Below are 11612 nucleotides of genomic sequence, written 5' to 3'. Positions count from 1 at the left end.
TCTACCAACTGAGCTAACGACCCATTATGTATTGCTGTTTACTATAATTTCCTGCTGCTTTAACGTTTTACAAGTTGTCTTGGCAACGGCGGCATATATTACTAATTTATCTTCACAGTGCAACTTAAATTTCTATTGAAGCGTTTAACTGCTTGTTCTTCACTCGCCAAAGCCCAGAAAGTAGTCAATATGACCAATTCCTGGGCCCGAAAAAGCTAAAGAGCAGATAAACGTTTCTGTGCCTGTTTAGCAGCATCAGTATTGGGATATTGCTTGATCACTTGTTGATAAACCGCCTTAGCTTTATCACTTTGGCCTTTATCCTGCATGATCACCCCAACTTTAAACATCGCTTCTGAACTTTTTGGAGATTTTGGGTAATTCTTTACAACAACAGCATAATAATACGCAGCATCGTCTTTCTTACCTTTGTTGTAATACAACTGCCCTAACCAGTAATTGGCGTTAGGCTGGTAAGTCGACTTTGGATACTGTTTCACAAACCCCTGGAAAGCAGTGATCGCTTGATCATATTGCTTTTTCTCAAGAGCCAGAGAAACGGCTGTATTATAATCGCTGTTTTCATCACCAGTACTGACTGCAGGTGCTGCTGTAGTCGCTGCTGTGCCTGCGGCGGCAGTATCGGAACTCCCAGTTGCGGCATTATCTGTTGCAGCACCAGTAGCCGCAGAAGCTGAACTCGAAGCCCCTTGACCACCACTCAGACTATCCATCTGCTGGTAGATCTGTTTTTGCCGCTCAACAACTTGATTGAGCTGGTACTGATTTTCTTGGATCTGACCGCGTAAACTATCTACATCGCGTTGCGAATCTGACAGTTGTTGCTGAAGTTGAGTTAATAGCTGGCTGTGAGCATTGGAAATACGCTCAAGTTGAGTGACCCGATCTTCTACCGAGCCGGAGCCGACATTACTGATTGGCGCTTGGGCAGTAGCGGCCCATGGGACCGCTACGCCAACCAATAACGACAGACCCACTAAGTGACGTCTGAAGTTACTGTTCATGCGATTCTCTTAGTAAACCAGAACTGCACGACGGTTTTTAGCGAACGCTGCTTCGTCATGGCCCAGTACTGCTGGTTTCTCTTTACCGTAAGAAACGATAGAGATCTGGTCAGCAGACACGCCTTTACCTTGCAGATACATTTTCACAGCACTTGCACGACGCTCGCCCAACGCAATGTTGTATTCTGGCGTACCGCGTTCATCCGCATGGCCTTCAACAACAACTTTGTAAGATGGGCTCTTACGCAGGAATTCAGCATGTGCATCCAGCATTTGAGCGAAGTCAGAACCGATATCGTATTTGTCGAAACCAAAGTAAACGATATTGTTCTTTTGCAGTTCTTGCATCTGAAGACGAGCTTGCTCTTCGGAAGACAGGTTGCTGCCGTTTTCTGTACCAGTGCCAGCGCCCATGCCAGATTGGTCATTATTTGCGCTTTTGTTAGAACTACACGCAGCGATAGCCAGAACTGGCAATGCCAACATTAGCCCTTTTAGCACTTTGTTCAGTTGCATCTCTTTGATCCTTTTATAGTTTGCCATACATACGTATTTACACATGCATCACAGATACGGCGACCAGGCAGGAAATTTGACCTGTCCATCAGTTGCCGGAAGACGCGCTTTGAAACGCCCATCAGTCGAGACCAGCTGTAACACGGCTCCCAGCCCTTGTGTCGAGCTATAGATAACCATGGTGCCATTAGGCGCGATACTAGGCGTTTCATCCAGGAACGTGTCCGTTAAAACTTGAACGGCTCCCGTTACCAGATCCAGTTTGGCGATGTGTTGTGCTCCACCATTCGAACTAACCAATGCCAGGAACTTACCATCAGGACTCACATCTGCGTTCTGGTTCTGAGAACCTTCCCACGTGATTCGCTGAGGCACACCACCATTAATATTCACTTTGTACACTTGTGGACGACCGCCCTGATCCGAGGTATAAGCCAGATTCTGGTTATCAGGGAACCAGCTTGGTTCTGTGTTATTGCTACGTCCATCGGTCACCTGACTGATTTGACCAGACGCCAAGTCCATAACATACAAGTTCAAACTGCCGCTTTTAGACAAAGCAAAGGCCAGTTTTGTACCGTCCGGTGAGAAGGCCGGTGCACCATTATGACGAGGGAATGAGGCCACTTGTCTGATTGCACCATTAGCCAGCGTTTGAATAACCAACGCTGATTTACCACTCTCGAACGTGACATACGCAATTTTGCTACCATCTGGAGACCAGGCTGGTGACATCAAAGGTTGAGGAGAACGGTGAACCACAAACTGGTTGTAGCCATCGTAATCAGAAACCCGTAATTCGTGTGGGAATTTGCCGCCGTTGGTTTGCACCACATAAGCAATACGGGTACGGAAAGCACCTTTAATCCCGGTCAGTTTTTCAAAAACTTCATCGCTGGCAGTATGCGCGGCATAACGTAACCATTGCTTGGTGACTTTATACTGATTCTGCGCCAAAACGCTACCGGCCGCACCCGCAGTATCCACTAACTGGTAAGAAACCACATAACTACCATCAGCACTTGGCTGAACCTGACCAACAACAACTGCATCAATACCTAACGCAGTCCAAGCCGCAGGTGTTACTTCAGCCGCAGTGGAAGGTTGTTGTGGCATACGAGCCGCATCAATGGGGTTAAATTTGCCACTGTTACGTAAATCCGCGCCAACGATAGCGCCAATTTCTTCAGGTGGTGTACCCGGTCCCATCCATTTGAACGGAACAACACCAATCGGGCGAGCAGAGTCTACCCCTTGGGTAATCTCAATTCGAACTTCTGCGTGTAATACAGAAGCCCATAAAACTAAAAAGCCTAGCGCTACTCGACATGCCTGCTTCATCTTATCTCCCTTATCCGAGCGGAATGCCCGCGATAATTAGCAGAATTTTAACAAACCAATGCAAACAAAACTACATAATCCATAGTTAATTAACAATGCAATCCTGGGTTAATCGAACCTTACTGAGGTTTAAATACCAGCTTAGCATTCTTAAATGCCTCATAAACATCCGCACTTGGAGGTTTAGGAATTTTCGCTTGTTTTGCCGCGGCGATGGCAGCCTGGCATAGTGCCGGGTCACCCCCTTCCGCTTTAACATCAATTAATAGACCATCTGGTGCTAATTTAATTCGCAGATCACAGGTACGGCCTTTGTAAAGATCTGCATCATAAAATTTACTTTGGATCGCCGCAGTTATCTGGCCCATGTAGCCACTGATATCAGCACCGGATGCCCCGCTCTTCTTGCCACCACCGGTACCGGCTGCGGCAGCACCCGCACCACTTTTCGGTGCATTTTTAGCGTTTGCCAGACCGCCAAATAAATCATCAACATCGGTTGTGGCAGCAGCAGCGTCTGCGGCAGCCTTTTTCTTGGCCTCGGCGGCCTCGGCGGCAGCGGCTTTTTTCGCATCGGCAGCCGCTTTCTTCTCAGCATCGGCAGCGGCTTTCTTATCAGCGGCTTCTGTTGCGGCCTTTTCGGCAGCTTCAGCGGCTTTCTTCGCATCGGCATCGGCTTGTTTCTTCGCCGCTGCCGCTACAGCAGCTTCTTTTTTGGCTTCAGCTTCGGCTTTTTTCTGTGCGTCAGCTTGCGCTTTCACCATTTTGTCAGCTTCTGCTTTTGCCTGAGCCGCTGCGGCCTCAGCCTGTTTCTGTTCTTCTTTCGCTTTTGCAGCAGCAGCAGCGGCAACTTTCTGTTGCTCAGCGGCCTGTTTTTGCTGTTCAGCGGCTTGTTTCTTCTGTTCTTCAGCCGCCTGCTTCGCATCGTCTTGCGCTTGCAGACGTTCTTTTTCCAATTCTTTCAGTCGCTGTTGTTCTGTGGCCTGCTTCTGCTGTAATTCTTCAGCTTGCTGAGCGGCTTTTTTCTGGCGTTGTTGTTCTGCGCGTTTAGCATCCGTCTGCTGCTGTTGCTGACGGTTATACTGTTCTGTCACCGCGCCCGGATCGACCATAACGGCGTCAATAACCTCGCCGCCAGCCCCGCCGCCGCCCATTTCAGTCGTCTGTGTCAGAGAGCCCCAAATCAACAGGGCAATCAATATGATGTGCAGAACCACCGACACTATAACGGCGCGATTCAGCTTATCATTTTGCTCGGTTGCCTTACCCACGCTCGATTTCCACACTCGATGTCCGCGCTCTATTGCTAAAAAACGGAACTGCTAAAAACAGGGTATCTACCGACTGGACTCGCTATCAATCCCGTCAGTATCAACGCAAATTTATATCGGTTGAGTCATTAAGCCCACCGACGTCACACCCGCCTGATGCAGCATATTCAGGGCCTTGATGATTTCATCATAAGGAACCTCTTTAGCGCCACCGATCAGAAACACGGTTTTCGGATTCGATTTCAATCTTGCCTGAGCTTCTGCTATCACTTGTTCTGACGGCAGTAGCTCCATCCGCTGGTGATCAATAACCAACGAATATTGTCCCACGCCTGATACTTCGACAATCACCGGAGGGTTATCGTCGCTTGAGACGGTTTTTGAATCCGTCGCATCAGGGAGATCCACCTCAACACTTTGCGTGATAATGGGTGCTGTCGCCATAAAGATAAGCAATAGCACCAGCAAAACGTCAAGCAAGGGAACAATGTTAATTTCAGACTTAAGCTCGCGACGTTTACGACCACGTACTCGCGCCATATAACCCCCTACTTATTTGCTATCGGCGCTGGCGGCGAAAGCCTGACGATGCAGAATAGCAATGAACTCTTCCATGAAGTTATCATAGTTTTGTTCAAGTTTATTCACGCGCTGGTTCAGACGGTTATAGGCCATAACAGCAGGGATCGCAGCGAACAGGCCGATCGCGGTAGCAATCAGTGCTTCGGCAATACCTGGTGCGACCATTTGCAGTGTCGCCTGCTTTACTGCACCCAGAGAAATAAAGGCATGCATAATCCCCCATACTGTACCAAACAGACCGATATACGGGCTGATGGAGCCAACAGTACCCAGGAAAGGAATATGAGTTTCTAGCGCTTCTAATTCACGGTTCATAGAGATGCGCATCGCACGGGAAGCACCGTCAATCACGGCTTCAGGTGCATGGCTATTTGCACGATGTAAACGGGCAAACTCTTTAAATCCGGAATGGAAGATCTGCTCGGAGCCGCCGAGCGTATCGCGACGAGCCTGGCTTTCCTGATACAGGCGAGACAGCTCGATGCCGGACCAAAATTTATCTTCGAAAGCTTCAGCATCGCGGGTGGCAGCATTCAGAATACGCGTTCGCTGAATGATTATCGCCCATGAAGCAATAGAAAAGCCCATCAAAACCAGCATGATAAGCTTAACGAAAAGGCTTGCCTGCAGGAATAAATCCAGAATGTTCATGTCAGCCACTACTTAAACTCCGCGACAATAGACTTAGGAAGCGCTCTTGGCTTCATTTGGTGTGGATCGATACATGCGATCAATACTTCTGCACTACTCAGAAGATTGCCATGTGAGTCGAGAATTCGTTGAGCAAACGTGAGAGAAGCCCCACGCATTGCGGTAATTTCACTCTGAACATCCAGCATATCATCAAGACGTGCGGGTGCCAGGTATTCTACCGTCATGCGGCGAACAGCGAAAGCGACATGCTCATTGAGCAATTGCTGCTGGTGAAAATTGCGTTGGCGCAACATTTCAGTGCGCGCCCTTTCGTAAAAGGCAACGTAGCGTGCGTGATAAACCACGCCACCAGCATCGGTGTCTTCAAAATAGACACGTACCGGCCATCGAAACAACGGATTACTCACTCTGCTTCCCAGTAATGCAGTTAACGGACACACTATACTGAAGAGTGTTAAGGTTTGGAATCACTTGCAAGAATAGAACGAAAATAATTATGGGCCGGGAGGCCCATAAAGGAGAGATTGTGTTCAGATTAGGCGAAACCGATACAGATTAAACAAAAAAGTAGAATAATCCCGCGCCCAAGATCACAATTGCCGGAAGTGGTGAGAAAAAGGCACGCAACCACACCCGTTTAGGACGAAAACCGACCCCATGAATGACACCGGTACAAACTGCCCACACGATAAAGACCTCTTGCCAGATTTCGAGTGAACTGGTCGCTGCGGCAAAACGCGCAGGATCCCAGAACACGCAAAAAGCCACAGCAAACGCGAGCACCAGTGAAAGGGCCCTGAGCAGGCCCTTATCCATGAGTTCATATAACTTATCGGACAACATCATCATCGCCATTATTAGCGGCTTTAGCGGCCGCGTTGGCTTCACTCTGCTCCAGCGCCAGAGCAGTAATGATACCAAAGGAGCAGGCCAGAAGTGTCCCTAGAATCCAGGCAAAATACCACATGCTTTATGCTCCTTAGTACAGTGAGTGCTTGTTTTTTTCGATAAAGTCTTTATCAATGCGCCCGAACATCTTGTAATAACACCAGCTGGTGTAAAGCAAGATGATAGGAACAAAGATTATCGCCACAACGGTCATCACTTGCAGCGTCAACAGGCTGGATGTTGCATCCCACATTGTCAGACTGATATTAGGTACGGTGCTCGACGGCATAACGAACGGGAACATAGTTACCCCGGCAGTCAGGATGACACACGCAATGGTCAGTGATGAGAACAGGAAGGCCCAGGCCCCTTTTTCAAAGCGCGACAGCAAAATGGTAAACAGTGGCAGAATCACCCCAAGAGCCGGTAGCGCCCACAAACTTGGGTACTTGTTGAAGTTAATCAACCATGCACCAGCCTGATGTGCAACTTCTTTGCGCATTGGGTTCGATTGAGCTGCGGTATCCAACGCTGAAGTAATGACAAAACCATCAATGCCATAAACCAACCAGACACCGCCCAGCAGGAAGGCAACCGCCATCACCAAGGCAGAGATCTGTGCCGCAGCACGAGAACGCAAGTGCAACTCACCACGGGTACGCATTTGCAGGTAAGTAGCGCCTTGCGTTACCAGCATGGTTAAGCTGACAACCCCTGCCAGTAAGCCAAACGGGTTCAACAACTGGAAGAAGTTACCGGTATAGAACAGCCGCATATAGCTATCCATATGGAATGGCACGCCTTGCAGCAAGTTACCAAAGGCCACACCGAATACCACCGCAGGCACGAAGCTACCGACAAAAATGCCCCAGTCCCACATGTTGCGCCAACGGTTATTCTCCAACTTAGAACGGTAATCAAAACCAACCGGGCGGAAGAATAACGCAGCTAACACCAGAATCATCGCAATATAGAAGCCGGAGAATGCGGCTGCATACACCATTGGCCAGGCAGCAAACAGCGCCCCACCCGCAGTTATCAACCAAACCTGATTACCATCCCAATGAGGGGCAATCGAGTTAATCATAATACGACGTTCTGTATCATTCTTACCGATGATACGCAGCAAGATACCGACGCCCATATCGAAACCATCGGTGACTGCAAAACCAATCAGCAGTACACCGATCAGCAGCCACCAGATAAATCGTAATACTTCATAATCAAAAAACATAAGTGGACTCCTGTTTACCGTGCTTCCTGCACTGGGGCAGTCGGCTGTTCAAAATGATAGCGGCCAGTTTTCAGGCTGCTAGGCCCAAGGCGCGCGAATTTGAACATCAGGTACATTTCTGCCACCAGGAACAGCGTGTACAGACCACAGATCAGCGCCATGGAGAACAGAATATCCCCGGCTGTGACGGAGGAGTTTGCAATTGCTGTCGGCAGCACTTCACCGATGGCCCATGGTTGGCGACCATACTCCGCCACAAACCAACCTGCTTCAACTGCAATCCACGGTAATGGAATACCGAACAATGCGGCACGCAGTAACCATTTTTTCTCACCAATCCGCCCACGAACCACGTTATAGAATGACAGACCGATGATAATTAACATCAGAAAACCACAGGCCACCATGATACGGAAGGCGAAGTACAGCGGCAGAACACGTGGGATGGAGTCTTGTGCCGCTAACTGGATTTGCTCTTCCGTCGCATCGGTTACGTTTTGTGTATAACGTTTTAGTAACAGACCGTAGCCCAAATCTTGTTTTACCTTACTGAATGCTTCACGCACAGCAGGGTCAGTATCGCCCGAACGTAATTTTTCTAGCAGACTGTAAGCATGGATACCATTACGGATACGCACTTCGTGCTGAGACATTAAATCACGCAAGCCGATAACGGGTGTATCTAATGAACGAGTCGCAATTATTCCCAAGGCGAATGGAATCTGAATCGCAAACCGGTTCTCCATGGTTTCCTGATTAGGGATGGCAAAGAGCGTGAAAGCGGCCGGAGGTGGCTGAGTTTCCCATTCAGCTTCAATGGCAGCCAGTTTGGTTTTCTGCACGTCACCCATTTCATAACCGGATTCATCACCTAGCACGATAACGGATAATACGGCAGCCATACCAAAGCTCGCAGCAATCGCAAAGGAGCGCTTGGCAAACGGAATATCACGGCCTTTCAACAGATAGTAAGAACTGATACCCAGAACAAACATCGCACCAGTGACATACCCTGCCGCCACAGTGTGAACGAATTTCACCTGAGCAACCGGGTTCAGAACCAGTTCAGAGAAGCTCAGCATTTCCATACGCATGGTTTCAAAGTTGAAATCAGATGCAATCGGGTTTTGCATCCACCCGTTAGCAACCAGGATCCATAACGCAGAGAAGTTAGAGCCTAATGCAACCAGCCAGGTTACGGCCAAATGCTGATGTTTACTCAGGCGATCCCATCCGAAGAAGAATAGGCCGACAAAAGTAGATTCCAGGAAGAACGCCATTAAACCTTCGATTGCCAGAGGGGCACCGAAGATATCACCGACGTAGTGGGAGAAATATGACCAGTTAGTCCCGAATTGGAACTCCATAGTCAAACCAGTAGCAACCCCGAGAGCAAAGTTAATAGCAAATAACTTACCCCAGAATTTGGTCATATCTTTATAGATTTGTTTACCGGACAACACATAAACCGATTCCATAATTGCCAACAAAAACGCCATACCCAGCGTTAACGGGACAAATAAGAAATGGTACATGGCCGTTAAGGCAAACTGTAACCTTGACAGTTCGACAATATCAAACATCTTGACTCCTTGCTCCTCGCACGAAGACTCCGACTTGCGGCAACTGAGCCTCCGCTAACTAAATTAGAGGCCCTGTAATTACTCGCAGTGAATGCCCAAAAAAACACAACAAAAATGACAATATCAACTACCCAGTATTACACTGCGGTAATAGTACGCTTCTAATCCCACACAATAAATAGGATTTTACGTGACCCAGCTTCGAGTTCTGGATACAGGTCAACAAATAGGCCATTTGCCTATAGTGCCGTAATTTGATCTAAAACAATTTAAGCTTATATGAACATTATTGCCATATTCAAAAGTTGATTTAGAGCAATTAATTCTTTTTCATGTTAATTAAAAGTTCGATTGTTTTTATATAATCCAGAACTGTTAATGAAATGTAATTTTATGGTTTACCTAATGCTTTATTACTTCGTTATTATGCGATCAAGATTAACGTTTAAATTTATTAGATTCAGAGTGAGTTAAATCACAATTCTGAGTTTTATATAAATATATTAGTCTATCTTGAGGGAAGCGTTCGCAAGTGTTGCTATTTTGTTGCATGATAAAATGCTGGGCCCTGATAAAATATTGAATTCCCTACAATGAAAAAAATAGCACTCACCACATTACTCTGTGTCAATACCGCATCCATCGCTGCACAGCAAGTTGATATCACCCTCTTGGGTACCTCCGATTTACATGGCACCTTCGTGCCGTGGGACTATGCCAGCGACAGTGAGAATCTGGCGGGCAGCCTGAGCCAGATAGCCACCAAAGTGAAAACGATACGTGCCGAACAACCGAATCTGATTCTGGTCGATGCCGGTGATACCCTACAGGGCAACTTTGTTGAAACCTTTAAAAATGAGCCTATTAGCCCAATGATGCTTGGCTTTAATGCCTTGAAATATGATGCCTGGGTGATGGGCAACCACGAATTTGATTTTGGCTTGAAAGCCCTCTCGACTTCGCTAAAACAATTTGATGGCGCAGCGCTGGCCGGGAACATCTTCTGGGATTCGGGTAAGCCTTATCTCCCCGCTTATAAAATCATCGAACGCCAAGGGGTGAAAATCGGCATTATTGGCATGGATACCCCCATGACAGCTGAGTTCGCGCAGGGTACCGATCGCATTAATGGCATCCATTTCACCGATCCAGTGCAGGCAGTGAAAAAGGTCATTCAGCAAATCCAGCCGCAAGTTGATGCCATTGTGCTAGTCGCTCATATGGGAATAGATAACGAGAATCAGCGACCCGGCACCGGCGTTGGTGATATCGCCATGGCTAATCCGGAACTGGCAGCCATCGTCGCCGGTCATATGCATGTAAAGATTGATAAGGCTGTAGTCAACGGCGTTATTATCACTGAGCCGGATAAGTATGGCCGCGCACTGTCTCGTATTGACCTAAAATTTGAACAGCGTGATGGTAAGTACCACCTAATCAATAAAGACAGCTACACCTACCCCATCAAAGGCATCGAGTCAGATAAAACACTGGAAGCTATTTACCAGCCTTACCATGATATTTTGCGGGCCAATGCTAATCGGGTAATTGCGACTTTGAGTGGTAATAATCTGGTACCGGCTGACGCAATTAAAGGTATTCCGCAAGTCCATGTGCAAGACACTGGTATCAGCGCGCTGTATCAAGAAGCTGCGCATTATTATGCTCCTCAGGCTCAGGTTATCGCCTTACAGATTGATAATGACCACCCCAAACTGGATGTAGGCGCTATTACAGCCAAAGATATTGCCTTTAATTATCAATATGCTGGTGGCGAAATTACGGTTTACTCCCTGACCGGCAAAGAGCTGAAACAGTATATGGAATGGTCGGCCGACTATTTTAATCAAGTCAAACCAGGCGATGTCACTTATAGTTTTAACCCGCAGCGCCGCGCCTCTAAATATTCAACCAATGACTTCTTTGATGGCGTTACCTATACCATTGACTTGCGTAAGCCAACAGGCTCACGGATCACCGATTTACGCCTCAATGATGGTACGCCAGTCATTGATATCACGCCAATTCATCTGGGGATGAACAGTTATCGAATGGGTCATCTGACGCAAAAAGGCGGCGCACTCGAAGGGCAAGAGTTCCCCGTGCTATCTGACAGTAAAGCCGAGTTTGGCGAAGAAGAAGGCACGATCCGGAACCTGACTATTCACTATCTGACTGATGTTAAAGCCGGGAAATATGAGGGAGAACCTCAGCAGCGCTGGCATTTAGTTGGGTTGGAAGGCTATGACAAAGAACGGCAGATAGTTAAACAGCTAATTAATAGCGATACCATAGCTGTACCAGCTACGACCGATGGCCGCTATACAAACATTGCATCTATCAATGTCAAAGATAAGTTGTTTAAGGATAAAGCCAGTTATGATGCGGCGTTAGCAAAATTACAGCAGCAAGTTACGGCTGCCAGCAGTGAACCGCTCAAACAGCAAGTGCAAACTGATATCACATTGATTACCGCATTAAATAAGTTCTGATTAAGCATTAAAAAGGCCACCGCAAG

Annotated in this window: 12 protein-coding genes; 1 reads left to right on the top strand and 11 read right to left on the bottom strand. The window is 47.5% G+C overall.

The window, feature by feature from the left end; all coding sequences use genetic code 11:
* Positions 1 to 215 precede the first annotated feature (215 nt).
* The 11 genes from cpoB to cydA all read right to left on the bottom strand — a co-directional run bounded on the left by cpoB (position 216) and on the right by cydA (position 9094).
* Positions 216 to 1025, bottom strand: a complete 810-nt coding sequence (gene cpoB, locus AEP37_RS05960; protein ID WP_049611308.1) for a cell division protein CpoB — start codon at positions 1023 to 1025, stop codon at positions 216 to 218.
* Positions 1026 to 1034: 9 nt separating this feature from the next.
* A complete protein-coding gene (pal, locus tag AEP37_RS05955; RefSeq protein WP_049611304.1) occupies positions 1035 to 1541 on the bottom strand; it encodes a peptidoglycan-associated lipoprotein Pal in 507 nt (168 codons plus the stop codon).
* A gap of 48 nt (positions 1542 to 1589) precedes the next feature.
* Positions 1590 to 2882, bottom strand: coding sequence for a Tol-Pal system beta propeller repeat protein TolB (tolB, locus tag AEP37_RS05950; RefSeq protein ID WP_049611301.1), 1293 nt, complete (start codon positions 2880 to 2882; stop codon positions 1590 to 1592).
* 119 nt (positions 2883 to 3001) lie between these two features.
* Positions 3002 to 4153, bottom strand: a complete 1152-nt coding sequence (gene tolA, locus AEP37_RS05945; protein ID WP_049611299.1) for a cell envelope integrity protein TolA — start codon at positions 4151 to 4153, stop codon at positions 3002 to 3004.
* A gap of 111 nt (positions 4154 to 4264) precedes the next feature.
* Entirely contained in the window at positions 4265 to 4693 is a 429-nt protein-coding gene (gene tolR / locus AEP37_RS05940; RefSeq protein ID WP_049611297.1) for a colicin uptake protein TolR, read from the bottom strand.
* Between the two features lie 12 nt (positions 4694 to 4705).
* The gene (gene tolQ / locus AEP37_RS05935) at positions 4706 to 5395 is read right to left on the bottom strand and encodes a Tol-Pal system protein TolQ (RefSeq protein ID WP_049611294.1); all 690 of its coding nucleotides are present in this window, start codon (positions 5393 to 5395) and stop codon (positions 4706 to 4708) included.
* A complete protein-coding gene (gene ybgC, locus AEP37_RS05930; RefSeq protein WP_049611289.1) occupies positions 5395 to 5796 on the bottom strand; it encodes a tol-pal system-associated acyl-CoA thioesterase in 402 nt (133 codons plus the stop codon). The genes tolQ and ybgC overlap by 1 nt, the downstream gene beginning before the upstream one ends.
* Before the next feature lie 148 nt (positions 5797 to 5944).
* Complete coding sequence (gene ybgE, locus AEP37_RS05925) at positions 5945 to 6232, bottom strand: cyd operon protein YbgE (protein ID WP_072086248.1); 288 nt, start codon at positions 6230 to 6232, stop codon at positions 5945 to 5947.
* Positions 6219 to 6356 carry a cytochrome bd-I oxidase subunit CydX gene (gene cydX, locus AEP37_RS05920; protein ID WP_049611282.1) on the bottom strand — a complete coding sequence of 46 codons (138 nt, stop codon included), beginning with the start codon at positions 6354 to 6356 and terminating at the stop codon, positions 6219 to 6221. The genes ybgE and cydX overlap by 14 nt, the downstream gene beginning before the upstream one ends.
* A 12-nt stretch (positions 6357 to 6368) precedes the next feature.
* Complete coding sequence (cydB, locus tag AEP37_RS05915) at positions 6369 to 7511, bottom strand: cytochrome d ubiquinol oxidase subunit II (protein ID WP_049611279.1); 1143 nt, start codon at positions 7509 to 7511, stop codon at positions 6369 to 6371.
* Positions 7512 to 7525: 14 nt separating this feature from the next.
* On the bottom strand, positions 7526 to 9094 hold the full coding sequence (cydA, locus tag AEP37_RS05910) for a cytochrome ubiquinol oxidase subunit I (RefSeq protein ID WP_049611276.1): 1569 nt from the start codon (positions 9092 to 9094) through the stop codon (positions 7526 to 7528).
* Positions 9095 to 9687: 593 nt separating this feature from the next.
* On the opposite strand from cydA, the gene AEP37_RS05905 reads away from it, so the two are divergent.
* The gene (locus AEP37_RS05905) at positions 9688 to 11586 is read left to right on the top strand and encodes a bifunctional metallophosphatase/5'-nucleotidase (RefSeq protein WP_049611274.1); all 1899 of its coding nucleotides are present in this window, start codon (positions 9688 to 9690) and stop codon (positions 11584 to 11586) included.
* The last annotated feature ends 26 nt before the right edge of the window (positions 11587 to 11612 follow it).

Origin of the sequence: Yersinia pekkanenii (assembly GCF_001152565.1) — a bacterium.
GTDB lineage: Bacteria > Pseudomonadota > Gammaproteobacteria > Enterobacterales > Enterobacteriaceae > Yersinia > Yersinia pekkanenii.
The sequence above is the reverse complement of the archived record's forward strand: the minus strand, read 5'-3'. Positions and strand labels throughout refer to the sequence as shown.